The 26,122-nt window shown below is 62.8% G+C and carries 25 protein-coding genes; 24 read left to right on the plus strand and 1 reads right to left on the minus strand.

Going from position 1 to position 26,122, the window contains the following annotated elements:
• Positions 1 to 7: 7 nt before the first annotated feature.
• The 6 genes from ABWI03_RS16740 to ABWI03_RS16765 are packed head-to-tail and all read left to right on the plus strand — an operon-like array spanning position 8 to position 5,413.
• Positions 8 to 1,000 carry a DHH family phosphoesterase gene (locus ABWI03_RS16740; RefSeq protein WP_298780051.1) on the plus strand — a complete coding sequence of 331 codons (993 nt, stop codon included), beginning with the start codon at positions 8 to 10 and terminating at the stop codon, positions 998 to 1,000.
• A gap of 10 nt (positions 1,001 to 1,010) precedes the next feature.
• Positions 1,011 to 2,414, plus strand: coding sequence for an MATE family efflux transporter (locus ABWI03_RS16745; RefSeq protein ID WP_435054167.1), 1,404 nt, complete (start codon positions 1,011 to 1,013; stop codon positions 2,412 to 2,414).
• Positions 2,399 to 3,322 (plus strand): metallophosphoesterase family protein, encoded by a 924-nt coding sequence (locus ABWI03_RS16750; RefSeq protein ID WP_003942180.1) that lies wholly within the window; start codon positions 2,399 to 2,401, stop codon positions 3,320 to 3,322. The genes ABWI03_RS16745 and ABWI03_RS16750 overlap by 16 nt, the downstream gene beginning before the upstream one ends.
• Before the next feature lie 13 nt (positions 3,323 to 3,335).
• Positions 3,336 to 3,995, plus strand: coding sequence for a 4'-phosphopantetheinyl transferase family protein (locus ABWI03_RS16755; protein ID WP_095970653.1), 660 nt, complete (start codon positions 3,336 to 3,338; stop codon positions 3,993 to 3,995).
• Between the two features lie 24 nt (positions 3,996 to 4,019).
• Entirely contained in the window at positions 4,020 to 4,940 is a 921-nt protein-coding gene (gene truB / locus ABWI03_RS16760; protein ID WP_200315207.1) for a tRNA pseudouridine(55) synthase TruB, read from the plus strand.
• Positions 4,937 to 5,413, plus strand: a complete 477-nt coding sequence (locus ABWI03_RS16765; protein ID WP_296553500.1) for a GNAT family N-acetyltransferase — start codon at positions 4,937 to 4,939, stop codon at positions 5,411 to 5,413. Before truB ends, ABWI03_RS16765 begins: the two co-directional genes overlap by 4 nt.
• A 10-nt stretch (positions 5,414 to 5,423) precedes the next feature.
• Here ABWI03_RS16765 and ABWI03_RS16770 read toward each other — a convergent pair whose 3' ends face one another.
• Positions 5,424 to 6,170 carry a metal-dependent transcriptional regulator gene (locus tag ABWI03_RS16770; protein ID WP_095970650.1) on the minus strand — a complete coding sequence of 249 codons (747 nt, stop codon included), beginning with the start codon at positions 6,168 to 6,170 and terminating at the stop codon, positions 5,424 to 5,426.
• Positions 6,171 to 6,287: 117 nt separating this feature from the next.
• Between ABWI03_RS16770 and ABWI03_RS16775 the strand changes: the two genes are divergently transcribed.
• The 18 genes from ABWI03_RS16775 to hypF all read left to right on the plus strand — a co-directional run bounded on the left by ABWI03_RS16775 (position 6,288) and on the right by hypF (position 26,114).
• Positions 6,288 to 7,268 (plus strand): bifunctional riboflavin kinase/FAD synthetase, encoded by a 981-nt coding sequence (locus ABWI03_RS16775; RefSeq protein ID WP_095970749.1) that lies wholly within the window; start codon positions 6,288 to 6,290, stop codon positions 7,266 to 7,268.
• 181 nt (positions 7,269 to 7,449) lie between these two features.
• Positions 7,450 to 7,719: a 30S ribosomal protein S15 gene (gene rpsO / locus ABWI03_RS16780; RefSeq protein WP_007735061.1), complete on the plus strand. Its 270-nt coding sequence runs from the start codon at positions 7,450 to 7,452 to the stop codon at positions 7,717 to 7,719.
• 430 nt (positions 7,720 to 8,149) lie between these two features.
• On the plus strand, positions 8,150 to 10,420 hold the full coding sequence (locus tag ABWI03_RS16785) for a polyribonucleotide nucleotidyltransferase (RefSeq protein WP_003942275.1): 2,271 nt from the start codon (positions 8,150 to 8,152) through the stop codon (positions 10,418 to 10,420).
• A gap of 134 nt (positions 10,421 to 10,554) precedes the next feature.
• Complete coding sequence (locus tag ABWI03_RS16790; protein ID WP_003942169.1) at positions 10,555 to 11,913, plus strand: M16 family metallopeptidase; 1,359 nt, start codon at positions 10,555 to 10,557, stop codon at positions 11,911 to 11,913.
• Positions 11,914 to 11,941: 28 nt separating this feature from the next.
• The gene (locus ABWI03_RS16795; protein WP_235172289.1) at positions 11,942 to 13,054 is read left to right on the plus strand and encodes an alcohol dehydrogenase catalytic domain-containing protein; all 1,113 of its coding nucleotides are present in this window, start codon (positions 11,942 to 11,944) and stop codon (positions 13,052 to 13,054) included.
• A 181-nt stretch (positions 13,055 to 13,235) separates the two neighbouring features.
• Positions 13,236 to 14,861, plus strand: a complete 1,626-nt coding sequence (locus tag ABWI03_RS16800) for a cutinase family protein (protein WP_298780040.1) — start codon at positions 13,236 to 13,238, stop codon at positions 14,859 to 14,861.
• 159 nt (positions 14,862 to 15,020) lie between these two features.
• A complete protein-coding gene (hypA, locus tag ABWI03_RS16805) occupies positions 15,021 to 15,350 on the plus strand; it encodes a hydrogenase maturation nickel metallochaperone HypA (RefSeq protein WP_095970748.1) in 330 nt (109 codons plus the stop codon).
• A gap of 3 nt (positions 15,351 to 15,353) precedes the next feature.
• Positions 15,354 to 16,163 carry a hydrogenase nickel incorporation protein HypB gene (gene hypB, locus ABWI03_RS16810; protein WP_296553517.1) on the plus strand — a complete coding sequence of 270 codons (810 nt, stop codon included), beginning with the start codon at positions 15,354 to 15,356 and terminating at the stop codon, positions 16,161 to 16,163.
• Positions 16,164 to 16,354: 191 nt separating this feature from the next.
• Complete coding sequence (locus ABWI03_RS16815) at positions 16,355 to 17,464, plus strand: NADH-quinone oxidoreductase subunit B family protein (protein ID WP_253252879.1); 1,110 nt, start codon at positions 16,355 to 16,357, stop codon at positions 17,462 to 17,464.
• A gap of 54 nt (positions 17,465 to 17,518) precedes the next feature.
• Entirely contained in the window at positions 17,519 to 19,312 is a 1,794-nt protein-coding gene (locus tag ABWI03_RS16820) for a nickel-dependent hydrogenase large subunit (protein ID WP_353798879.1), read from the plus strand.
• Between the two features lie 3 nt (positions 19,313 to 19,315).
• Entirely contained in the window at positions 19,316 to 20,218 is a 903-nt protein-coding gene (locus ABWI03_RS16825) for a NifU family protein (protein WP_200315197.1), read from the plus strand.
• Positions 20,219 to 20,254: 36 nt separating this feature from the next.
• Positions 20,255 to 20,875 (plus strand): DUF5947 family protein, encoded by a 621-nt coding sequence (locus tag ABWI03_RS16830; RefSeq protein WP_166809609.1) that lies wholly within the window; start codon positions 20,255 to 20,257, stop codon positions 20,873 to 20,875.
• Positions 20,872 to 21,510 carry a DUF6084 family protein gene (locus tag ABWI03_RS16835; protein ID WP_124566237.1) on the plus strand — a complete coding sequence of 213 codons (639 nt, stop codon included), beginning with the start codon at positions 20,872 to 20,874 and terminating at the stop codon, positions 21,508 to 21,510. Before ABWI03_RS16830 ends, ABWI03_RS16835 begins: the two co-directional genes overlap by 4 nt.
• Positions 21,507 to 22,871: a hypothetical protein gene (locus ABWI03_RS16840; protein ID WP_298780028.1), complete on the plus strand. Its 1,365-nt coding sequence runs from the start codon at positions 21,507 to 21,509 to the stop codon at positions 22,869 to 22,871. The genes ABWI03_RS16835 and ABWI03_RS16840 overlap by 4 nt, the downstream gene beginning before the upstream one ends.
• A gap of 49 nt (positions 22,872 to 22,920) precedes the next feature.
• A complete protein-coding gene (locus ABWI03_RS34195) occupies positions 22,921 to 23,040 on the plus strand; it encodes a DUF6893 family small protein (protein WP_003942178.1) in 120 nt (39 codons plus the stop codon).
• Between the two features lie 6 nt (positions 23,041 to 23,046).
• Positions 23,047 to 23,541, plus strand: a complete 495-nt coding sequence (locus tag ABWI03_RS16845; protein WP_095970640.1) for a hydrogenase maturation protease — start codon at positions 23,047 to 23,049, stop codon at positions 23,539 to 23,541.
• A 3-nt stretch (positions 23,542 to 23,544) separates the two neighbouring features.
• Complete coding sequence (locus tag ABWI03_RS16850; protein ID WP_283376285.1) at positions 23,545 to 23,829, plus strand: HypC/HybG/HupF family hydrogenase formation chaperone; 285 nt, start codon at positions 23,545 to 23,547, stop codon at positions 23,827 to 23,829.
• On the plus strand, positions 23,826 to 26,114 hold the full coding sequence (gene hypF / locus ABWI03_RS16855) for a carbamoyltransferase HypF (RefSeq protein ID WP_298780023.1): 2,289 nt from the start codon (positions 23,826 to 23,828) through the stop codon (positions 26,112 to 26,114). The genes ABWI03_RS16850 and hypF overlap by 4 nt, the downstream gene beginning before the upstream one ends.
• The last annotated feature ends 8 nt before the right edge of the window (positions 26,115 to 26,122 follow it).

Here is a 26,122-nt window from a genome sequence, read left to right on the forward strand (position 1 = left end):
ACCGAGAATGACGATCACCGCACTTTCGGACGTCGACCCCTGCGCGGCGAAATTCGCTCAGGTGGCCGAGGTGCTCGAAGCAGCACACTCGGTGACGATTCTCTGCCACGTGCAGCCGGATGCGGACACGATCGGTAGTGGACTTGCACTCGGCCTCGTCCTCGAGCGTCGGGGAGTTTCGGTTCAGGTCGCGTTCAGCCGGCCGTCGGCGCTGCCCGAGTCGATGCGTGATTTCCCCGGTGTGCACCTGCTCGTGGCTCCCATCGACGTTCGGGAAAACGTCGATGTGCTGGTGACCGTGGACGTCGGGAGCGAGGGGCGGCTCGGTGAGTTGGCGAGTCGACTCACCGGCGCACGTCGCACGATCGTTCTCGATCACCATCGCTCCAATTCGGAGTTCGGAACGATCAACGTGGTCGACGAAACCGCGGCTTCGACGACGGCACTCATCGCACGATTCTTCGATGCGTGGGGAGTCGCGATCGATCGCGATATCGCGCACTGTCTCTATGCCGGACTGGTCACCGACACCGGCTCCTTCCGGTGGGGAGGTCCGCTTCCACATGTGCTCGCGGCGCGTTTGCTGGCGACGGGCATCGACGGCGACGCGATTGCGCGAAAGCTGCTCGACACCCATCCGTTCGGGTGGTTGCCGATGCTGGGTTCGGTACTCGGGTCCGCAGTGTTGATTCCGGACGCCGCCGCCGGCCGTGGGCTGGTGTACGCAGTGATTCGACGCAGTGACATCGGCGATCTTCGCTCCGAGGAGATCGAGAGCGTCGTCGATATCGTGCGAACCACTTCGGAAGCCGAAGTTGCCGCTGTACTCAAAGAGTCGGTTTCCGGAAGCTGGTCGATCTCGTTGCGTGCAAAGTCGGCGATCGACGTGTCGGCGGTCGCTGAAAGGCTCGGTGGCGGCGGGCATCGGCTGTCGGCCGGATACACGTCGACCACGTCCAGCGACGAGATTGTTGCCGCGCTCGTCGCGGCACTCGGCTGAATCCGCGGCCTTGAGCGAATCTGACGCCACCTCGGCGAGATCTTCGGCAGCTGAGTTCGACGTCACTGGACGACGAATCTTTTCCCTGGCGTTTCCGGCACTCGGGGTGCTGGCGGCTGAACCCCTCTATCTGTTGTTCGACATCGCCGTGGTCGGCCGACTCGGGGCGCTTCCGCTGGCCGGGTTGGCGGTCGGTGGTCTGATCCTGTCGTTGGTGAGTACGCAGCTGACCTTCTTGTCGTACGGCACGACGGCGCGCGCCGCGCGGCTGCACGGAGCGGGCCGCGAGCGCGACGCGGTGGGCGAGGGCGTTCAGGCGACCTGGCTGGCAGCCGCGATCGGCTTGGCCTTGGTAGTGATCGTGCAGGTGATCGCGGGCCCGTTGACGTCGGCGGTGGCCGGTACTCCCGACATCGCCGCGGCTGCGGAAAGTTGGCTTCGGATAGCGGTATTGGGTGTTCCGCTCATCCTGGTAACCCTGGCTGGAAACGGCTGGATGCGCGGCGTTCAGAACACGGTGCGACCGCTGCGGTTCGTCCTTGTCGGCCTGGGTATTTCTGCGGTGTTGTGCCCGATTCTGGTGCACGGATTGCTCGGTGCTCCCCGAATGGAACTCGAAGGATCGGCTGTCGCGAATCTGGTGGGCCAGAGTGTTTCGGGTGTTCTGTTCGCCTGGGCGCTCTTTCGTGAACCGGTCTCGGCTCGACCACATTTTGCGATCATGCGGGCGCAGATGCTGATGGGCCGTGACCTGATTCTGCGCAGCCTCGCGTTCCAAGCCTGTTTCGTCTCGGCGGCTGCGGTGGCGTCGAGGTTCGGTGCAGCTGTCGTCGGTGCACATCAAGTTGTCCTCCAACTGTGGAACCTGGTTTCGCTCCTTCTCGATTCCTTGGCGATCGCAGCTCAGACGCTCATCGGAGCAGCACTCGGCGGTGGGTACGCAGCCGCGGCGAAGAGGATGACCTGGCGGATCACCGCATGGTCGACGGTTTTCGCCGTGGCGCTCGCGATCTTCTTCGCTGCCGGCCACTCCGTGATCCCCGGTCTCTTCACGTCCGACGCCGAGGTGCTCGGTCAAATGTCGATCGCGTGGTGGTTCTTCGTCGCGATCATGCCGGTCGCGGGAATTGTGTTCGCCCTCGACGGTGTTCTGCTCGGTGCCGGCGACGTGGTGTTCCTACGCAACGCGACCATGCTCTGCGCAGTTCTCGGGTTTCTGCCCGCGATCTGGCTCTCCCTCGCCTACGACTGGGGGCTGGCCGGAATTTGGGCAGGGCTTACCGTGTTCGTAGTACTTCGGATGGTCGCGGTGTCGTGGCGCGCGTTTTCCGGCAAGTGGGCCGTGACAGGTCCGGCGACGGCGAGGCGCGGAAGTTCAACTGAGGAAGCAGAGGGATCGTGGCAGCAAAGTTGATGGCGGTGAGCGACATTCACGTCGGTCACAACGGCAACAAGCCGATGACGGAAGAGCTGTTTCCGGATTCGCCTGACGACTGGCTCATCCTCGCCGGTGACGTCTCGGAGAAGACGGACGACATCCGGTGGGCTTTGAAGCTCCTGCGAAGCAGATTCGCAAAAGTCATCTGGATTCCGGGGAACCATGAACTGTGGACGACCGCCAAGGACCCGGTTCAGATTCACGGAGCGCCGCGGTACGAGTACCTGGTTAACATGTGCCGCGAACTCGACGTCATCACACCCGAGGACCCGTTCCCGGTGTGGGAGGGAGACGAGGGCCCGGTCACGGTCGTCCCGATGTTCCTTCTCTACGACTACTCCTTCCTGCCGGAAGGTGCGCGGGACAAGGAACACGGGCTCGAGATCGCGCGGGACAAGAACGTCGTCGCCACCGACGAGTTCCTACTTTCACCTCAGCCGTATGCGACGCGCGACGCGTGGTGCCGCGCGAGGATCGAGTACACCCAGGCACGGCTGGACGCACTTCCCGAAGGCACGAAAACCGTTCTCGTGAACCATTTCCCGATGGTCCGGCAGCCGACTGACGTGCTCATGTATCCGGAGTTCGCATTGTGGTGCGGAACCACCGCGACCGCCGACTGGCACGTCAAGTACAACGCGGTGTGCTCGGTGTACGGGCACCTGCACATTCCTCGAACCACCTACTACGACGGCGTCCGCTTCGAGGAAGTTTCACTCGGATACCCGCGTGAATGGCGTCGGCGCGGACTGCCGGAGAAGCTGTTACGTCAGATTCTTCCCGTTCCGGAGTACCCGCCGGGAACGCTCAACAAGTGGGGTGGCCACTTCAAGGTCACGCCGGAGCAGGAAGCCGAAGTCGAGCGCATGCGCGCCGGACGCTGAGAGGTATCGCTACGTGATCGAACAGATTCTTCCCGGTGGAGTCGCGACGGCCGAGGCCTTCGTCGATCCGCCCGGTCTGGTTCCGCACCCCAGCGAGGAGGCGTTGATCGGCCGTGCCGTCGAGAAGCGTCGTCGCGAATTCGTGACTACTCGGCATCTCGCGCGTCAGGCGATGGGCAAGCTCGGTGTTCCGTCTGCCGCAGTCATGCGCGGCGAGCGTGGCGCCCCGCTGTGGCCGCAGGGAGTGGTCGGGAGCCTCGCGCATTGCGACGGCTACCGCGGCGCTGTGCTGGCGTACTCCATGCAGGTCCGCTCACTCGGGATCGACGCCGAACCGCACGGTCCACTGCCGGACGGGGTATTGCCCGCGGTCAGCATCGAAGCGGAACGAACGTGGCTGGGCGCTCAGACAACCGGCGGTCCGGTGCACTGGGATCGAGTGCTCTTCTGCGCGAAGGAAGCCACCTACAAGGCGTGGTTCCCGCTCACCGGCCGCTGGTTGGGGTTCGAGGACGCCCACATCACCTTCGAGGCGGAGTCGGAAACTTCCGGGACCTTCACTTCGCGTCTGCTCGTCCCCGGTGAGGCGACGTCCGGTCCGCCGCTCACCTCTTTCGACGGCAGGTGGTTGGTGTCGGACGGGCTCATCCTGACGGCAATTTCGGTGCAGTGAGCGCGACTGGCAGAATCGACACACGTGTCAGCTCGTGAAAAGCCTTCCTCCGGTCTTGTCGGCGCCGGAATCCTGATCGTCGACAAAGAGGCGGGTATCACCAGCCACGACGTGGTCGCGCGATGCCGCAAGTTGTTGAACACCCGCAAGGTGGGACACGCCGGAACGCTCGATCCCATGGCGACCGGTGTTCTCGTTCTCGGCGTCGAGCGTGCGACCAAGTTACTCGGTCTCCTGGCACTGACCACCAAGGCGTACTCGGCGACCATTCGACTCGGCGCAGCGACGGATACGGACGACGCCGAGGGCGAGGTCCTGACATCTGCAGATGCCTCGGGGGTGACGGACGAGGAGATCGCTGCGATCGTGGCGACGTTGACCGGAGACATCAAGCAGATCCCGGCAAGCGTGAGCGCCATCAAAGTCGACGGTCAGCGCGCGCATGCTCTGGTGCGCGCGGGAGAAACCGTCGAGTTGGCGCCGCGCCCGGTGACGGTGTCGACTTTCGACGTTCTGGCTCGGCGAGATGTCCCGGGAGGCTTCGTCGATCTGGACGTCGAGGTGGAGTGCTCGTCCGGAACGTACATCCGTTCGCTGGCGCGCGATCTCGGTCGTGAGTTGGGCGTCGGTGGTCATTTGACGGCATTGCGCCGCACTCGCGTCGGGCCGTTCACTCTCGAACACGCGCGCACACTCGAAGATCTCGCAGAAGAGCCGGGTGTGAGCCTCGACATCGATCAGGCAGCGCAGACGGCCTTTCCACATCGACAGATCACGGCGGAGGAAGCTGAGGCGATCAGTCAGGGTCGTTGGCTCGAGCCGATCGGGATGAAGGGGATCTGTGCGGCCATCGATCCCACGGGTCACACGATCGCGCTCTTGCAGGAGAAGGGGCGACGCGCCAGTTCGGTGATGGTCGTGCGGCCGGCGACGCTACGCGGATGATCGTCCGCCAGCGTGTCGAAAGCGACCTCGACGGTTGCGTCGATGCGCTGGCGCAGGTTCACGAGCGCGACGGGTATCCGGACACATGGCCGCAGATCCCACGACGTTGGCTCAGTTCGCCAACTCTGGTGAAGGCGTGGGTCGGTGAGAGTCACGGCCGTGTTGTCGGCCATGTCGCCCTCGACAGCTCGCTCGGAAGTGCGCCCACGACTGCGGGCACGATAGCCGTGTCGCGACTGTTCGTTCATCCCGGTTCACGCGGAAGCGGCCTCAGCGGTGCGCTACTCGACGCCGTGACGGATTTTGCCGTCGACCGTCGGTTGGGACTGGAGCTCGACGTCGTCGCCGACGCTCTTCCGGCGATCGCGCTGTACGAGCGTCGAGGCTGGGTGTACGTCGACGAGAGACTTGCCGACTGGACGCGGGCAGACGGCGTCCGGCCCGTGGAACGACGGTACCGGCTGCCGCTCTGAACTACTGTGACTACACGAGCCAAATTGCTTGAGCGACTGGGCTTCCCAGGTCGATGGTGTTGGGACTGTCGCCGAGTCGAACGGACACGGTCCCGGCGAAATCGCGGCGCTCCTCGACAGTGATCTCGACATCGAGACTGACGCCGACGGAATCGAAGTACCGGAGCATTTCGGGATCGGAATCGGAGATCCGGGCAACGCGGCCCCGTTCGCCGTTGGCGAAGTCGCTGAGCTGGCGGGCCGGGGGAGTCGGTACCGAACCATCCGTGGCGGGAATGGGGTCCCCGTGCGGGTCGCGTTCGGGGAAGCCGAGTTTGGCGTCCATCCGGGAGATCATCAAATCCGAAACGGCATGTTCGAGAACTTCGGCTTCGTCGTGGACCTCGTCCCAGCCGTACCCGAGTTCCTGAACCAGATAGGTCTCGATCAACCGGTGGCGCCGGACCATGGACACAGCCGCGGCGCGGCCACTGTCCGTCAGCGCGATGGAGCCGTAGCGGGCGTGATCGACCAGACCCTGGTCCGAGAGTTTGCGGATCGCCTCCGACACCGTCGAGGCCGAGACGTTCATCTTCTCGGACAGGAGCTTGGTGGATACCCGCTCGTGAGACCACTCCTGGATCGTCCAGATGACCTTGAGGTAGTCCTGAGCCACCGACGAGAGTGCGAGCGTGTCGATTGCCGCGTCGTGCGCCGAAGTGCTGTCGCCATCCGGCGTCGATGATGCTTCCGAGGTTCCGGTCTTGTGAGCTGCCACAACGCTTAGCTTAGGCTACGAAATCCGGAACTTCCGTACGTGAGCGGCAGCACAGCGGTGATTCGATGGGCGGGTCCCGACGTGACCCGCCGCCAGTGGACCCGTAGGCTGCCAATCGTGCTGAGATGGCGTGGTCTCGACGAAGTTCCGGCCGATTGGGGTCGTTGTGTGCTCACTATCGGTGTGTTCGACGGTGTGCATCGTGGGCATGCCCAATTGATAGCGAGAGCGGTAACCGCTGCCCGCAAACGCGGTGTTCCGAGCGTGTTGATGACGTTCGACCCGCATCCCATGGAGGTTGTGCGGCCGGGTAGTCATCCGGCCCAGTTGACGACGCTCCAACGGCGTGCGGAACTGGCTCAGGATCTGGGCATCGACGTGTTCTGCGTGATGCCGTTCACCGCTGATTTCATGAAGCTGACGCCGGAGCGCTACGTCCACGAAATTCTCGTCGAACGTCTGCATGTCGCCGAGGTGGTGGTGGGGGACAACTTCACCTTCGGCAAGAAGGCTCTCGGCAACGTCGATCTTCTCCGTGAGATGGGCGCTCGCTTCGGCTTCGCCGTCGACGGCGTCCAGCTACTCGCCGAGCATGCGGTGACGTTCTCGTCGACCTACATCCGCTCGTGCGTCGACGCAGGTGACATGGAAGCGGCTACCGAAGCTCTCGGCCGTCCACATCGTGTCGAAGGTGTAGTCGTGCACGGTGACAAGCGCGGACGTGAGTTGGGATTCCCGACGGCCAACGTTGCGCCGCCGATGTTTTCGGCCATTCCGGCGGACGGTGTGTACGCAGCGTGGTTCACGGTGCTCGGTGCCGGCGAGGAACTCGGAACTGTCGTTCCCGGACGTCGATACCAAGCCGCCGTGTCTGTCGGTACCAATCCGACCTTCTCCGGACGGACCCGGACCGTCGAGGCTTACGTTCTCGACACCGAAGCCGACCTGTACGGCCAACACGTCGCGGTAGACCTGGTTTCGAGGATTCGTGGGATGGAAAAGTTCGACTCGATCGAGTCGCTCATCGCGGCGATGAACCGGGATGTCGACCGCGCACGCGAAATCCTGAGCGAGGATGCAGAGCGCAGCGTTGGTTGAGCGCAGAGCGCAGCGTTGGCTGAGTTCGTCCTGCGCTAGTGGCGGCGGCCACATTCGCTGCAGGCGGGCGAAAGTGCCTCATTGCTGCTGGTAGGATCTTCTCTCGGTGCGTGCTGCGGTTTGCGGTGGCCGCGCCCGATCTAGTTCCTTTCACGCAAACGTCATCACAGGAGTGAATCAAGTGGCATTGACCACGGAAGAAAAGAAGGCCGTTCTCGGCGAGTACGGCTTGCACGAGACCGACACGGGATCGCCTGAAGCTCAGGTGGCAATGCTCACCAAGCGCATCACCGATCTCACCGAGCACCTCAAGACCCACAAGCATGACCACCACTCACGTCGTGGACTGCTCTTGATGGTCGGTCGTCGTCGTCGTCTGCTGAAGTACGTGGCAAAGACTGACGTCGCTCGCTACCGCACGCTCATCGAGCGTCTCGGCCTGCGTCGCTAGATTTTTCTCACGACGCTGATCGAAAGCAACACGGCAGGCTTCGGTTTGCCGAACACTCCGATAGCCGGCGAAGCCACGCATATACTGGGCTTCGCTGGCTTTCGGCGTTAGCTGCCGCAAGGCAGTTTCCGCTGTCGGCGCTATGCACAGTTGTCTTTGTGCAGTGCGTAGTCAGCACACCGTATGCACCAGAGAACGTGGTGTCGGTTGTCGGTAGTGGTTCTCCGGACCGGGCGAGTGCCCGAAAGCTCCGGCGGACTTCGATCGACGGCCGCCCGAACGTCGTGACGTCCCGAAGCAGAAATCGCTCGCATCGCAAGGAGCGTCTGCAATTCAAGAGGGGGACGTCCCTCGGTGCGCAGTTTCCACCAGGAGGGTGGAAACGCCCGCGCGGGTACGGCGAAGACGAGAGGGAAGTGAAGAGAAAAGAATGACAGAGAATTCCGTAGTAGAGGTCGACGAAGGCGTGTTCGAATCCACCGCCGTGATCGACAACGGGTCCTTCGGTACCCGCACCATCCGTTTCGAGACCGGACGCCTTGCTCAGCAGGCCGCCGGCGCCGTCGTCGCTTACCTGGACGACGAGACCATGCTGCTGTCCGCCACGAGCGCCAGCAAGCACCCCAAGGAGCACTTCGACTTCTTCCCCCTGACGGTGGACGTCGAAGAGCGTATGTACGCGGCGGGCCGCATCCCCGGCTCGTTCTTCCGTCGTGAGGGACGCCCCTCCACCGACGCGATCCTGACCTGCCGCCTCATCGACCGGCCGCTGCGCCCGTCGTTCGTCGACGGTCTCCGTAACGAGATCCAGGTCGTCGTCACGGTCATGAGCCTCAACCCGCAGGATCTGTACGACGTCGTGGCTATCAACGCCGCTTCCGCGTCGACGCAGATCGCGGGCCTGCCGTTCTCCGGACCCGTCGGTGGCGTGCGCGTTGCACTCATCGTCTCGGACGAGAACAAGACCGGCCAGTGGGTTGCATTCCCGACGGTCGATCAGCTCGAGAACGCCGTCTTCGACATGGTCGTCGCCGGCCGCGTCGTCTCCGGTAGCGGTGACAACGCCGACGTCGCGATCATGATGGTCGAGGCCGAGGCCACCGACAACGTCATCGCGAAGATCGCCGACGGCGCTCAGGCACCGACCGAGGCCATCGTCGCCGAGGGCCTCGAGGCCGCCAAGCCGTTCATCGCACGCCTGTGTGCCGCACAGGCAGCGCTGGCATCCAAGGCTGCAAAGCCCACGGGTGACTACCCGGTCTTCCCGGCGTACCAGGACGACGTTTTTGCTGCCGTCGAGGCTGCTGCGTCCGAAAAGCTCAATGCCGCACTGACAATCGCCGGCAAGCAGGAACGCGACGACAAGACCGACGAGGTCAAGGTCGAGGTTCTCGAGCAGGTTGCACCGAACTTCGAGGGCCGCGAGAAGGAACTGGGAGCTGCGTTCCGCTCGCTCACCAAGAAGCTGGTTCGCCAGCGCATCCTGCGCGATCAGTTCCGCATCGACGGTCGCGGCGTCACGGACATCCGTTCGCTGTCCGCCGAGGTCGCGATCATCCCGCGCGCACACGGCTCCGCGCTGTTCGAGCGCGGCGAGACCCAGATCCTGGGTGTCACCACTCTCGACATGGTCAAGATGGCTCAGCAGGTCGACTCGCTCGGCCCCGAGACCACCAAGCGCTACATGCATCATTACAACTTCCCGCCGTACTCCACCGGTGAGACGGGTCGCGTCGGTTCGCCGAAGCGTCGCGAAATCGGTCACGGTGCACTTGCCGAGCGCGCTCTCATGCCGGTTCTGCCCAGCGTCGAAGAGTTCCCGTACGCGATTCGCCAGGTCTCCGAGGCTCTGAGCTCCAACGGTTCCACCTCGATGGGCTCGGTGTGTGCTTCCACGCTCGCACTGCTCAACGCCGGTGTGCCGCTGCGTGCTCCGGTTGCCGGTATCGCCATGGGCCTGGTCTCCGACCAGGTCGACGGTGAAACCCGCTACGTCGCTCTGACCGACATCCTCGGCGCCGAAGACGCCTTCGGTGACATGGACTTCAAGGTCGCAGGTACCAAGGACTTCGTCACGGCCCTGCAGCTGGACACGAAGCTCGACGGCATCCCGTCGCAGGTTCTCGCCGGTGCACTCTCGCAGGCGAAGGATGCACGGACCACGATCCTCGAGGTCATGGCGGAAGCCATCGACACCCCGGACGAGATGAGCCCGTTCGCTCCCCGCGTGACGGCCATCAAGGTCCCCGTCGACAAGATCGGTGAGGTCATCGGCCCCAAGGGCAAGATGATCAACTCCATCACCGAGCAGACCGGTGCCAACATCTCCATCGAAGACGACGGCACCGTGTTCGTCGGCGCCACCGATGGACCGTCTGCACAGGCCGCGATCGACATGATCAACGCCATTGCCAACCCGCAGCTCCCCAAGGTCGGCGAGCGGTTCCTGGGCACGGTCGTCAAGACCACCGCCTTCGGTGCCTTCGTTTCGCTCCTGCCCGGACGCGACGGACTGGTGCACATCTCGAAGCTGGGCAGCGGTAAGCGCATCGCCAAGGTCGAAGACGTGGTCAACGTCGGATCCAAGATCCGCGTCGAGATCGCCGACATCGATGCACGTGGCAAGATCTCGCTGATCCCGGTCGAAGAGGGCAACGACGAGGCTGCCGCTCCGGCCGCCGACGAGGCTGCTTCCGAGTAGATCTCACTTCGTACTCTGATGCGGCCCCGCGCGGATTTCCGTGCGGGGCCGCATCTGTACTGTCTGTAGACACGTAGACACGAGCCTGTACGTACCTGTTACAACACTTGCACCGAGGACTGCTGAACCTTTTCATGGCAAAGACCACTCCCAACACCACGCGCAGCCGCAGCGCTGTGCTGAAATCGCCGATCGATGCGACTCCCGAATCCGGAGTGCAGCGCACGGTCCTTCCCGGCGGCCTGCGCGTCGTCACCGAGTTCATTCCCGGTGTGCGTTCTGCCTCCGTCGGTGTGTGGGTCGGGGTCGGCTCCCGAGACGAGCAGCCGAGTGTGGCCGGGGCCGCGCACTTTCTCGAGCACCTGCTGTTCAAGTCGACGCCGTCACGGACTGCGTTGGACATCGCGCAGGTCATGGATGGGGTGGGCGGCGAACTCAATGCATTCACGTCGAAGGAACACACCTGTTTCTACGCGCACGTGATCGACGACGACCTTCCCATGGCGGTGGACCTCGTTGCCGACGTCGTACTGCGCGGGCGTTGCAGAACCGCGGACGTCGATGTCGAGCGCCAAGTAGTGCTCGAAGAGATCGCGATGCGCGACGACGATCCGGAAGACCTGCTCGGCGACGCGTTTCTGACCGCGTTGTTCGGTGATCATCCCGTCGGTCGTCCGATCATCGGCAGCGTCGAATCGATCGAGTCGATGTCGCGCAATCAGTTGCATTCCTTCCATGTTCGGCGTTACACGCCGCAGCGGATGGTGCTGGCCGTAGCGGGCAACGTCGACCACAAGCAGGTTGTGACGCTCGCTCGCCGCGCATTTGCCGGGCACCTCGAGCGTGGAGTCAAGCCGGCGCCGCGGCGCGAGGGCACTTTGCGATTGCGCACGATGCCTGAACTGAGCTTGACCCACCGCGACAGCGAGCAGGTCCATCTTGCGCTGGGAGTACGCGCCTTCGGCCGGCACGAGGGTCATCGCTGGGCGCTGTCGGTTCTCAACGCCGCAGTGGGCGGCGGGCTGAGTTCTCGTCTCTTCCAAGAGATTCGGGAGAAGCGTGGGCTTGCGTACTCCGTCTATTCCGGCGTCGACACCTTCGCGGACACCGGAGCGTTCTCCGTATACGCCGGTTGCCAGCCGGAGAACCTCGGTGAGGTTGCCACAGTGATCCGCGAGGTACTCGCAAACGTTGCGACGGACGGAATCACCGATGCCGAGATCGCCCGCGCCAAGGGATCGCTGCGCGGCGGATTGGTTCTGGCACTGGAAGATTCGGGCTCACGTATGAACCGTATCGGTCGCAGTGAACTGAACTACGGCAACCATCGCAGTGTCGCGCAGACACTCGCGACCATCGACGCAGTCACCTCCGAAGAGGTGCTCGAGGTGGCGCAGGTGCTCTTGACGAGGCCGTTTGCGGCCGCCGTCGTCGGCCCGTACAAGCGGGTTCGTGACCTCCCCGCGTCGGTACGCGGGATCGTGGGTAAGTAGTTCGAACTATCGAAATCGGGGTGTGCAGTTGAAGATCCGTGGTGCAGTGCTCGAAGAGATCGGCCGGGAGCGTCCCTTTGCGGAGTCGGCTCCGATTTCGATTTCGGAACTCGATCTCGAATCCCCGGGTCCGGGTGAGATCCTCGTCAAGATCGAAGCTGCGGGGCTTTGTCACTCCGACCTGTCCGTCGTCGACGGAAATCGCGTACGACCCGTACCGATGTTGTTGGGGCACGAGGCAGCTGGTCGGATCCTCGAACTCGGCGAAGGAGTCGATTCACTGTCGGTCGGTACCCGCGTCGTGATGACGTTCCTTCCGCGGTGTGGTGAGTGCGCGGGATGCGCCGCCGACGGCCGGATGCCGTGCACGGTGGGTAGTGCCGCCAACAACGAGGGCAGTTTGCTCGGTGGCGCGCAACGGCTGCGACGCTCCGGCGAGAACGTCAAACATCACCTCGGTGTTTCAGGTTTCGCGACGCATGCGGTGGTCAACGCCAAGTCGGTTGTTGCCGTCGACGACGACATCCCGGCCGAGATCGCAGCCGTACTCGGTTGCGCGGTGTTGACCGGAGGGGGAGCGCTGCTCAACGCGGCCAAGCCTCGCCCTGCCGACACGGTGATGGTGGTCGGCTTGGGCGGAGTCGGGATGGCTGCAATCCTGACGGCGCGCGCACTCGGGGTCGAGACCGTCATCGGCGTCGACGCACTGGAGTCGAAGTTGGCCCAGGCCCTGGAACTGGGCGCGACCGAGGTCTTCACACCGTCCGGACTGTCCGAGAGTGGCGTCCGTGCGGACATCGTCGTCGAGGCCGCCGGAAATGCTCGGGCCTTCGAGACTGCGGTGGCTGCGACGGCACCGGGCGGCACGACCGTCACAGTGGGGTTGCCTGCACCTGATGCGCGTTCGTCGATCTCGCCTCTCGGGTTGGTTGCCGAAGCGCGGACCATCATCGGCAGCTACCTCGGATCCGCGGTCCCGGCCCGCGACATCCCGATCTACGCGCAATTGTGGCGGGACGGGAAGCTTCCGGTCGAGAAGCTCATCTCCTCGCGAATCGAACTGGCCGACATCAATTCCGGCATGGACGAACTCGCCGACGGAAAAGCAATCCGACAGGTCATTATCTTCGACGCGGAGTAGGCGCACGTTGCTGTTATGCAGCGGAAATGAGAGGTTTGCGTCCCCGATAGCCTCCCGAGTCGCCGCGGAAAATCGTTACCCCTTGTAACGCTCCTCTCGTACTGGACGACTACTCGAATGACGTTGCGTGACGCCCCGGGGGTCGGTCGTACGTTTTCCAAAAGTTGATTGGGGAGAAGATATGCCGGTTCGTGGGTTCTTTTCGCGACATCGAATACTGGCGGGTGCTGTAGCGCCCGCAGCGCTCGGCGTGGCCGCGTTGGTGGCGGTCGCAGTTGCCGTGGATTCTCCGCAATCGCAGACGATCGAGACCGAGTTGACCGCGTCTGTCACCGAGTGTCACGACACGGTCGGGATCGGTGTTGCCGGTCGCGGTGACACCCCGGTCGAGGGCACGACGAAGATGCTCGTTGGTGCCGATGGGAAGACGCTCCTCCCGGCGGCGCTCACAGACGACTACAGCAGCCACTGGGTGGACCCGGTACTCAAGGCGCCTGCCGGTTCGGTCAAGGACGGCTCGTACGCCTCGGTCTACATTGCGTACCCCGCAAACATGGACAGTTACGAAGAGGCCGTGACGACGGGCGCGGACAATACCCGCGCTGTGATGAAGGCAATCAGCGCGGCCTGCCCGAACACGAAGTTCTCGATTGTCGGCTACAGCGAGGGCGCTGACGTCGTGCGCCGCGTCGCGATGGACATCGGCTCGGAGTCGAGTACTTCCGGCATCAATCCGGACAACGTCGTCGGTGTGGTCATCTTCGCCGACGCTGGTCGACTCGCGGGCGAGGGGCCGTTCCCCGGTGCCGAGAACCCGTACTCGAACCCGAATGGTTTCAACGAGATGTATCAGAACGGAAAGAACACCGCTTCCGGATCCGGGGCACTTCCAGGCACCAGCGGAGATTTCGGGGCACTGAAAGGCAAGATTGCCTCGTTCTGCTCTGACGGCGACCTCACTTGCGCAGCCCCCGCGAACATTTCACTCCTGATCCTGGCGGCAAACGTCGGTCGGCAGCTCAACGTCGACCAGTTGCAAGCTCAGAATCTGACGCCCGCCACCGGCATGGATATCGCGGTCGTGATGGGACGTGTGATGTTCGATGCGTTCAACGACATCTCGGGCAATCCCGCCTGGATGCAGAGCGACGAAACCTTCCTCGATGTCTTGCTGAAGGTGTCCGACCCGGCATACAAGCCGAGCGAGCCCACCACCGAGCCAGTCGCAAAGGACTCGGTTTCCACTGAAGAAGTATCACCGTTGGCGTACCTGCCGCAGAAGCTGTTCAAGGAAATCGTCGGCCTCATCGCCACGAACCAGAACACCATCCCCGTAGTCATGAACGATCCGTACGGCCTGACCCTGGGCCCGGACGTCGGTCACCACTTCGACTACTGGCGTGATTCGGATGCCGCAAACGGCAAGCCCCTGACATCAGCGGAATACGCAGCGGCGTGGCTGACCTATCTCGCCAAGCAGGCGCAGGACGGCAAGCCGGTCGATTCGTCGGCGAAGCCGACCGCAGAAGAGATGGCGGATGCAATCGATGCCTTGGCTGCTTCGCCTTCGGTTACGGACTCGGCCAAGCCCACCACAACCACGGTCGCAGCGGTGCAACCCGCACCCGCAGGGTCGGAATCTGCAGCACCGGCACCCGCGGCTCCGACGACGTCAGCCGTTGCTCCGGCCGCGACGCCGAGTGTGACTTCAACCGTGGCGCCGTCGACTTCAGTCGAGTCGAGTGCACCGCCCGCCGCGACCACGACAACGGCAACATCAACGACGACACAAGCTGCAGCCGGCTAGCCGAGAGGTTTCCGTTCGTCACACGAATAACGCTGTCACAGGCTGCGATCCGCAATCAGTTGCGGATCGCAGCCTGTTTTGGTGTACGGGTTCCGTACGGCGACTGGTGGTGCTTATCGTGGAAGGAAGGTTTCCGGATCACGAATCGTGGGTTTCACCGTGCACGAGCTGTCTATTGCGCAGAGTGTGGTCGAAGCCGTGTGTGAGCGTGCCGGCGAGCGACGAGTATCGAGCGTGCGGCTGGAAGTCGGACAACTCTGCGCGGTGGTTCCACACTCTCTGTTGTTCTGCTTCGACGTCGTCACTGCGGGTACTCACGCCGAAGGTGCCAGCTTGCACATCGATCAGATCGCAACCAGCGCGCGATGCAAAAGCTGTGGCGTGACGTTCTCGCCGCCCGACATGTTCTTGTTGTGCGGGTGCGGCAGTGCTGATGTCGAGGTGCTTGCCGGCCGAGAGCTGCGGATCCTCTCGATGGAAGTGAGCTGAGATATGTGCGCGACGTGTGGGTGCGGGGACACCGCGGGACCGCGGGTGTCGGTGGTCGAAGAGGGACAGCACGAGCAGGTAGACGGTCACGAGCAGGAACACGGTCACGGTCACGGGCATGACCATCAGCACGGTCACTCGGAGCACACAGTGCTTCTCGAGCAGCAGGTGCTTGCCAAGAACGACGGCATCGCACTGCACAATCGTGAGTGGATGCGGGTCCGCGGAATCACAGCACTCAACATCATGAGTTCGCCCGGCGCGGGTAAGACGACGTTGCTGGCACGAACGATCCGGGAACTGACACGGGAACGACCTATCGCAGTGATCGAAGGTGACCAGGAAACCCGGCTCGACGCCGAGCGGATTCACGAGACCGGTGCGTCGGTGGTCCAGGTGAACACCGGGGCCGGATGTCATCTCGATGCCGAGATGATCGATCACGCACTACGGGCTTTGGATCCGCCAGACGGCTCGCTGCTTCTGATCGAAAACGTCGGAAACCTGGTGTGCCCCGCGCTCTTCGACCTGGGCGAGGAAGGCAAGGTTGTCCTAATTTCGACGCCGGAGGGGGTCGACAAGCCGAAAAAGTACCCGCACATCTTTGCCGTCGCGGATCTCGTGGTGATCAACAAGATCGACTTGCTCCCGTACGTCGAGTTCGACGTCGATGCCTGCATCGCGCAAGCAAGAATGCTCAATCCTGCTGTGCGCGTAGTTGTTCTGTCCGCCACGACAGGTGAGGGCATGGACGAGTGGTACGAGTGGATCGGTAGTCGTTCGGCGATTTCTCCGGTGGCCGTTGACAACTGATCTGCTCGGGTAGTTAATGAAATGAGTGGGTGCCACGCAAGTGGGCCGAGGTTCGACTCCGGTGGCGTCAGCGTTTCGGTGCCGCGGTGTTTCGAGACCACAGCGAGGCCACAGAGTTTTGAGGCCCTAGCGTGTCAGGCCGGTGGCGGCGCCGAGAATCAGGCGCAAGTGCACCCGTGAAAGCGGCTGACATGGACACACAAAAATCGACTGCTGGCACCACGGCGGAACCTGCCTTCGCTGTAACCCCCCAAAGCGCAGCAGCCAAAGCGGAAGAAACTCTGATTCACGTGCTGTGGATCAATGCCGGTCTCAGTTGCGACGGTGATTCGGTGGCACTGACTGCCGCTACGCAACCCAGTATCGAGGAGATCGCACTCGGTGCGTTGCCGGGCCTGCCTCAGGTAGCGGTCCATTGGCCGCTCATCGACTTCGAATGCGGACCGCAGGGTGGAGCCGACGATTTCTTGGAATGGTTCTGGAAAGCTGACCGGGGAGAATTGGAACCCTTCGTTCTCGTCGTCGAAGGATCTATACCGAACGAGAAACTCCACGACGAAGGGTACTGGTGTGGCTTCGGGAACAATCGCGAAACCGGCCAACCGGTCACCACGAGCGAGTGGCTCGACAAGCTGGCACCGAAAGCCACTGCGGTAGTCGCGGTCGGCACGTGCGCAACCTACGGCGGCATACATGCGATGGCCGGCAATCCGACCGGTGCTATGGGAGTGCCGGACTATCTCGGGTGGACCTGGAAATCGAAGGCGGGCATCCCGATCGTGTGCGTTCCCGGGTGTCCCATCCAGCCGGACAACCTCTCCGAGACCCTGACTTACCTTCTGTACATGGCCACTGATCAGGCGCCGATGATTCCCTTGGACGAATCCCTGCGCCCGCAGTGGCTTTTCGGTGCCACCGTTCACGAGGGCTGTGACCGTGGCGGGTACTACGAGCAGGGCGAGTTCGCGACGGAGTACGGGTCACCGAAGTGCATCGTCAAGCTGGGGTGTTGGGGACCGGTCGTGAAATGCAATGTCCCCAAACGCGGTTGGATCAACGGAGTCGGCGGATGTCCTAATGTCGGCGGGATCTGTATCGGTTGCACGATGCCGGGATTCCCGGACAAATTCATGCCGTTCATGGATGAACCACCTGGCGGCAAACTCTCCACCAATGCGGTGGGAATGTACGGGTCCGTGATCCACAGTCTGCGCCGGATCACCGGTCACACGTTGGACAAGGAACCGCACTGGCGCGAGCGCGGGTCGAAGTTGCTCACCGGTGCGACACGTACGTGGTGACCGACCGGATACATTCAAATCAGTTCGTGAGCAACGTCTCTGGGAGGCACTGCAATGACGGCCATCGTTCCCGAACCCACCTCGACTGCGGACCGCGACGGTCTTGTCGAGATGGCGTGGGACCCCATCACCCGAATCGTCGGCAGTCTGGGTATCTACACCAAGATCGACTTCGCCAATCGCGAAGTGGTGGAGTGCCACAGCACGTCGTCGATCTTTCGTGGGTATTCCCTGTTCATGAAGGGGAAGGACCCGCGCGACGCGCATTTCATCACCAGTCGTATCTGCGGCATCTGCGGTGACAACCACGCCACATGCTCGTGCTACGCACAGAACATGGCGTACGGTGTCAAGCCGCCGCATCTGGGAGAGTGGATCGTCAATCTCGGCGAGGCGGCCGAGTACATGTTCGACCACAACATTTTTCAAGAGAATCTGGTCGCGGTCGACTACTGCGAGAAGATGGTCTCCGAGACGAATCCAGGGGTGCTGGCGCAGGCAGAGAACACGCGCTGTCCGCACGAGGACCAGCATGGTTATCGCACGATCGCCGACATCATGCGGACTCTCAATCCGTTCACGGGCGAGTTCTATCGGGAAGCGTTGCAAGTCTCGCGTTCGACCCGTGAAATGTTCTGCCTGATGGAGGGCAGGCACGTCCACCCGTCGACGCTCTATCCCGGTGGCGTGGGCACGGTCGCGACGATCGAACTGATGACGGACTACCTGTCGCGGCTGATGCGGTACGTCGAATTCATGAAGAAGGTCGTGCCGATGCACGACGACCTGTTCGACTTCTTCTACGAGGCGCTGCCCGGTTACGAAAAGGTCGGTCTGCGACGGACCCTGCTGGGTTGTTGGGGATCGTTCCAAGACCCCGAGTACTGCAATTTCTCGTACAAGGACATGACCGACTGGGGCCGGAAGATGTTCGTCACTCCGGGTGTCGTCGTCGACGGGAAGTTGGTCACCACGGACCTGGTGGACATCAATCTCGGTATCCGAATCATGCTGGGCTCCTCGTATTACGAGGACTGGAGTGATCAGGAGATGTTCGTCGAAACCGATCCGCTGGGTAATCCGGTCGATCGCCGGCATCCGTGGAATCAACACACCAACCCACATCCGCAGAAGCGGAACCTCGAGGACAAGTACAGCTGGGTGATGTCACCGCGATGGTTCGACGGAAAAGACAACCTCGCTCTGGACACCGGCGGGGGAGCGTTGGCTCGTCTGTGGAGCACCGCTCTTGCCGGCCTGGTCGACATCGGGTACCTCGAGTCGACTGGACACAGCGTGAAGATCAATCTTCCGAAGACAGCGTTGAAAGGTCCGGTCTCGCTCGAGTGGAAGATACCGGAACACGGCAGCAATACTCTCGAAAGAAACCGTGCGCGAACCTATTTCCAGGCGTACGCAGCCGCGGCTGCCCTTCATTTCGCCGAGAAGGCGCTTGTCGAGATCCGGGCCGGCCGGACCAAGACGTGGGAGTCGTTCGAGGTTCCGGACGAGGGTATCGGTTGCGGATTCACCGAAGCCGTCCGCGGAGTTCTCTCTCATCACATGGTGATACGTGACGGGAAGATCGCGAACTATCACCCGTACCCGCCGACTCCGTGGAACGCGAGCCCGCGCGACAGTTACGGAACTCCCGGTCCGTACGAGGACGCTGTGCAGGGTCAGCCGATCTTCGAGGAGAACGATCGAGACCACTTCAAGGGCATCGACGTCATGCGGACGGTGCGTAGTTTCGATCCCTGCCTGCCGTGTGGGGTTCACATGTATCTCGGCGGGGGCAAGATCCTGGAGAAGCTGCACTCGCCGACGCAGTCCGTGACCGGGGAGTGATCGATGGAGCAAACGGCCGACTACTGGCGCGGAGCAGGTGAGCGCATCGAGACGTTATTGCAGGCCAGTGCCGGTGCGGGACCGGTAGCTCGCGATCGCGCCGAGCAACTGGTGCGTGAGGTCGTGCAGTTGTACGGCGCAGCGCTCGAACGCACCGTCGCGCTGGCGGATCCGGCCACGATGGATGCGATGGTTCGCGACGATCTCGTGTCGAGCCTGCTACTCGTGCACGGACTTCACCCGCACGACGTCGAGACCCGCGTACGCGCTGCGCTCGACAGCGTGCGTCCGTACCTCGGTTCGCACGGCGGCGACGTCGAACTGATCGAGGTGGCGAACGGAGTCGTGCGGCTACGTCTGCTCGGAAGCTGCAACAGTTGTCCTTCGTCGTCGGTGACTCTCGAAACCGCGGTCCAGGACGCGGTGCAGGCTGCGGCACCCGAGACCACCGGAATCGACGTCGAAACACCGGACCCGCACGAGCTGAAGTCGGGTGTGATCTCGGTCGAGTCCCTGTTCTCGCACGTACACGCCGACGGGGGAGGTGCGCACTGGGTGGAGGTCCCCGAATTCGCCGAAGTCGACGCGGGTGAGGTCGCGGGCTTCCGGGTATCGGGTACCGAACTGTTGGTCTGCCGCTCCGGTGACGATCTGTACGCGTATCGCGACCGTTGTCCCGTCTGCGACCACTCGATGGCGGGGTCTGTGCTCGAACGCATGATGGGCGTTCCTGCCCGAGACGCCGCCGTTCTTACCTGTCCGACGTGCTCTGCCCACTTCAGCGTGTACGGAGCGGGAGCGAGGGTTGGTGGTGGTTCGGAGCACCTGGCGCCGCTGCCGGTGTTGATCCGCGACGGAGTTCTCTCGGTCGCGCTCGCCGACGATTCCGTGTTGCCGGTGACCTAGCCGTGAACGAAGACCGGTCATGAAAGTCACCCTGTCATGAAAACTACTGTGGGAGAAGTACTCACACGAATCGCCTCGGCGCGCGTCATGCCGACCGGGCCGCTGTGTGAGATGTGCGCGACGGGCATAGGTGACGAACACCAACACGTTGTGGACGTACAGGTTCGGAGCCTGATGTGCGTGTGCCGTCCCTGCTATCTGCTCTTTTCGCCGGTCGACGCGGATCTTCGATACAAAGCGGTTCCCGATCGGTATCTCGAGTTTCCGGACTTCGAGCTGGCGCCGGGCCGTTGGGAGTCTTTGGAAATCCCCGTCGGCCTCGCATTCTTCTTTCGAAACTCGCTTCTCGACAAGTACATAGTCTTCTATCCGGGACCTGCCGGAGCTACCGAATCCGAGCTGCCGATCGACTCCTTCGAGACAGTGCTCGACGAGAATCCGGGGCTCTCGCAGATGCGGGCCGACGTCGAGGCGTTGATCGTCTCCGTGCCCACGTCAGGACAATCGCCGCGATGTTTCGTTGTTCCCGTCGACGCCTGTTACGAACTGGTGGGACGGCTGCGCACCGTGTGGCGCGGATTCGACGGTGGCCAGGATGCCGCGCGCGCAGTGGACGAATTCTTTGCTCGCGTCGAGGCACGAAGCAGGTCGGCATGACTTCTCTCGACTTCTCGGTCGACAACGTGGAGGTGGAACCGTACGCGGTCACGCCGAATCTGACGGTGAGATTGAGGATGTCGGAGACGACCGGCGTGACCGTTCGTGCGGTGGCCCTGCGCGCACAAGTTCGAATCGAACCGCACCGCCGGCCGTACTCCGATGCGGAAGGCGAAGCCCTGCACGATCTCTTCGGTCCGCGGGAGCGTTGGTCGAGCACGCTGCGCACCTTCTTGTGGATGGAGTGTTCCACGGTCGTTCAGGGATTCACGGGAGCAACAGTCGCGGCCTTACCCATGGCGTGTACGTACGACTTCTCGGTGACGGCGTCGAAGTACATGCATGGCCTCCGTGACGGAATCATTCCGATCGTGCTTTTGCTGAGCGGCACGGTATTCACTGACGGACCGCGTGGTTTCTCGGTGCAGCAGATCCCGTGGGACAGATCTGCTGCCTACGAATTGCCGGTCGACGTGTGGAAACTGCTGATGGCCACGCATTATCCGGCCTCCGGCTGGGTACGCCTCGACCATGAGACGATTGCCGATCTCGTGCGATTCAAGGCTGCCCACGGCCTCACGGACCTCGATTCAGCCGTGCGGCAGTTGCTGACGGCGAGCCAGGTGCAGCGATGACTCGAGCGGAGATCGATCACGACGTTCGGGCCGTGGCCGACGCTGTCCTCTACGAGGGCTACCTTCTCTATCCTTACCGGGCCGGTTCGGCGAAGAATCAATCCCGTTGGCAGTTCGGCGTTCTCGGACCGCCCGGCGCCGCCGAGGTCGGAGTCGGGGAGGAACCGTCGATGTCCGCGCAATGTCTGCTCGGCGAATTCGAGCGGAGCGGCGTCGAAGTGACTGCGACTGTGAGGTTTCTGCACCACCAGTCGCGGACGGTTGAACGACTCGGCGCCGGCGGCGCGTGGATTCCGGTCGATCGGTTGGTAGTCGACGGGCGCGAGTCGATCTCGTGGGACGAAGCGACCGAATCCGAGTCGGCACTGGGCCCGTGGGGTCTGGACGAACTCGAGGCCGGCGTCGAAGAAACCTTCTGTGCGGCGGGAGTTGTCGACGGCGAGACTCTCTCGGACTCTCGGGGCAGAGTGGTCGGACGGATCGTCCGGACACGGCTTCCGGTGAATGGTCGCGTGGCAGTGAGCGCCTCACCCGGAGGTGGACGCACGGTGATGTCCGTGAAGGTCATGAACACCACGAGCATCGACGCGAGGGACAAGGGCACCGCCACGGCGCAGTCGATGCTCGGCACTCACGTCATTCTGAACTCCACAGGCTCGAGATTCCTGTCGTTGTTCGAAGAACCCGATCATTCGGAGCCGCTGCGGCAAAATCGCTGTTATCCCGTGCTTGCGGGCATAGCGGACTCCACTCACCCTGGCACTTCGGCCACCGTTCTGGTGTCACCGATCATCCTGTACGACTTCCCCGAGATTGCGCCGCAGAGCGAAGGATCTCTGTTCGACTCGACCGAGATCGACGAAATACTCACCCTGAGAATCCTTGCCATGACCGACGAGGAAAAAGCGGTGGCGCGGGCTACCGATTCCAAAGCTGCCGACATCATCGACCGGTGTGAGCGCTTGACGGACGACGATCTGGCCGGCCTGCACGGTGTGCTGCGAGATCCGCATGCCGGTTCTGATCTCGTACCCGAGGTGCCTGACGGCGTGGACTGGTGGACCCCGGAAGCCGACACCAGTGTTCAACCGCGCACCGACGCAGTTTTGATCAACGGCGTCCGCGTTTGCGGTGGAAGTACAGTTCGGCTTCACCCCTCGCGTCGCGCTGATGCTCAGGACCTGTTCTTCGACGGCCGGATCGCCCACGTCGCCACCATTCATGAAGACGTGGACGGCGACATTCATGTTGGGGTGACACTCTTGGACGATCCGGCCGCCGATCTGCACAACTGGTACGGCCGCTATCTGTACTTCGCGCCGGAGGAGATAGAACCGATGCCGCGAGACAGCGGGAGTTGACGTACTTCACAGCTATCGGACTTCACAGCTATCGAGAGGAGAACTCGCCATGAGGAGCATGGGATTGCTGTCGACGGCACTTCTCGGCGCCACCGCGATCGCAGCCGCGATCGTCCTGGTGGTGTCGATGCCGGACATCCAGCGGTATCTGAGAATGCGAAAGATGTAAAGCGCTGTGCGCGTGCTGATTGCAGGCGTCGGAAACATATTTCTCGAAGACGACGGATTCGGTCCCGAAGTCGTTCGGGCGCTGCAGCACGAGGATCTCCCGTCGGGAACCCGTCTGGTCGACTACGGGATTCGCGGCGTGCATCTGGCGTACGACTTGTTGGAGCCGTGGGACGCACTGGTGCTGATCGACGCCCTACCGGCCACCGGGGTCCCGGGGAAGCTCTCGATCATCGAGGTGGACCCCGAAAGTGAAGGCCCGCACGGCGGTTTCGACGCCCACTCGATGCATCCGAGTTCGGTGTTCGCCAGCTTGCAGGCCCTCGGCGGAACACTTCCGCGGACGTTCGTGGTGGGGGCGCACGCGAAATCGATTGGTGACGGGATCGGATTGAGTGCGGAGATGAGCGGTTCGGTCGGGCAAGCCGCATCTGCGGTGATGGCACTCGTGAGGTCGATCGACGTGGATTGCGATGTCACCACATTGGGACCGGAGGTGTGAGTCATGTGTCTGGGAATCCCGGGACGAGTCCGCGAACTACTGGACGGGTACGGCGGTCAACTCGCCCTCGTCGACGTGGAAGGTGCTCCGCGCAAAGTCAACATCGGGATGCTCGACGAAGGCGCCGTCGCCGCAGGGGACTGGGTGGTGATCCACATGGGCTTCGCAGTGGAAAAGGTCGACGAACAGGGAGCGCGCCGTGCCCGGACCGGCCTCGAACTGATGGGCCGAGGTCAAGCCAGTGAGATCGACGACTCCGATACTCGTACGGGCGAGGTCGGGACATGATGATCGCCAGCCGTGTCATCGTTCGTGGCGTAGTCCAGGGGGTGGGATTCCGGCCGTTCGTTCATGCGACTGCCACCGAACTGGGACTGTCGGGTTCGGTGGGAAATTCTGCTCTCGGTGTCGTGATCGAGGTCGAAGGCGACGGAGAGGCAATCGATGCATTTGTCGTTCGAATGCGACACAGCCCCCCACCGCTGGCACGAGTGGAGTCGATCGAGCGTGAGGACTTGCCGCCGGTAGGTCGTCAGGGGTTCTGCATAATCGAGACGGATGCGGGGTCGGTCGGGCGAACCTTGGCGCCGGCTGACGTCGGAATCTGCGACGACTGCCTCCGCGAACTGACTGATCCGAGCGATCGGCGATTTCGTCATCCCTTCATCACCTGCACCAATTGTGGTCCACGATTCACGATCATCGAGTCGCTGCCCTACGACCGGGCCGCCACGACGATGAAGCGATTCCCGTTATGCGCACACTGTGCGGTGGAGTACGCGGATCCCTCCGACCGCCGATTTCACGCGCAACCTATTGCCTGTCCGGAGTGCGGCCCGACGCTCTCGTTCGTGAAAGAGGATATGCCTGCGGTGACCGGCGAGGCTGCACTCCTGGCCGCCCGATCGCTGCTACGAGACGGAAAGATTCTTGCTGTCAAGGGAATTGGTGGATTCCATCTGGCTTGTGATGCCCGCGACGATCACGCGGTTCACCAGTTGCGTGAGCGCAAGCGTCGAGCAAGCAAGCCGTTGGCGGTGATGGTGCGCGACATGCGCGAAGCCAGAGCGCAGGGTCTTGTCTGCGATGCCGAGGCCGGTGCCATGTCCTCACGCGAGCGCCCGATAGTGCTGGTGGCCAAAGCGTCTGGATTCGCGCTTTCGCCCTCGGTTGCCCCAGGAATCCCGGACATCGGAATCATGCTGGCCTACAATCCGATTCAGCATCTTCTTCTCGGCTTGCCCGGGGACGCTGCAGGCCCGGCGGTGTTGGTGATGACGTCGGCGAACATCGGTGGAGAGCCTATTCTGTTCTCCGACAGCGATCTCGCACGACTGGATTGTCTGGCCGACGGGGTATTGACCCACAACCGTCCGATCTTGATGCCGTGTGACGACTCGGTGATGCGAATAGTGGACAGTGGACGGCAGTTGCTTCGTCGCTCGCGCGGATATGCACCGCTGCCCGTCGCCGCGCCGTTCGACTTACCGCCCACCTTGGCGGTCGGGGCCGACCTGAAGAACACCTTCTGTCTCGCCGACGGTGCCTGTGTGTGGCCGAGCCAGCACATCGGAGACATGGGCGACCTCGCAGTCATCGACAGTTTTGCTGCCTCGGAGCGTCACTTCGAATCGATCACGGGAGTAGTGCCTCAGCAGATCGCCTGTGACGAACATCCGCGGTATCGCTCGTCCTCGTGGGCTCGAAGGCGTAGCGGCGACCGACCGGTGCGCGTCGTCGGGCATCACCATGCACATGTGGCTTCCGTGATGGGGGAGAACGGCCGGGACGGGAGCGAACCCGTACTCGGAATGGCTTTCGACGGCACCGGCTACGGGGCGGACGGCGCAGTGTGGGGAGGGGAAATGCTGCTGGCGACGTACAATGGCTGTCGCAGGCTTGCCCATCTGGAATACGTACCGCTGCCCGGTGGTGATGCCGGAGTGGAACGACCGTACCGAATGGCGCTCGCTCACCTGTGGCACGCCGGGTTGGATTGGGACGTCGACCTCGCGCCGGTTGCGGCCTGTCCGCCCCGAGAGCGGTCGGTTCTACTTCATCAGTTGGAAACCGGTTTCGGGTGTGTGGACACCTCCAGCATGGGGCGGTTGTTCGACGCAGTCTCATCGCTGGCCGGGGTTCGACAGTGTGTCGACTACGAAGCGCAGGCCGCAATCGAGCTGGAGGGGATTTCGAGGGGAGTCGACAGCGCCGGTTCCCGGTACACCTTCGACTGGATGCAGTCGGACGAGGATTCGTGGACAGCCGATCCGCGGTCGGTCATTCGGGCTGTCGTCGGCGATCTCCGGGCGAAGGTGCCCGCCGACGTGATCGGCGCCCGTTTTCACGAATCAGTAGCGCACCTGGTGCTCGAGTGGGCAATTCGTGGTCGGGAAATGGCGGGAGTGGACGAGGTAGTACTCACCGGAGGTGTCTTCCAGAACCCTCTCCTGCTCGTCCGGGTGTGTGCCCTGCTCGGAGAAGCGGGATTCACGCCGTTGACAGGACTGGAGTTACCACCGAACGACGGCGGTCTCGCCTACGGCCAAGTGCTGGTCGGGAGTTCGTCATGAGGTCAGGA

This window comes from Rhodococcus baikonurensis (assembly GCF_040489275.1).
Taxonomy (GTDB): Bacteria; Actinomycetota; Actinomycetes; order Mycobacteriales; family Mycobacteriaceae; genus Rhodococcus_F; species Rhodococcus_F baikonurensis.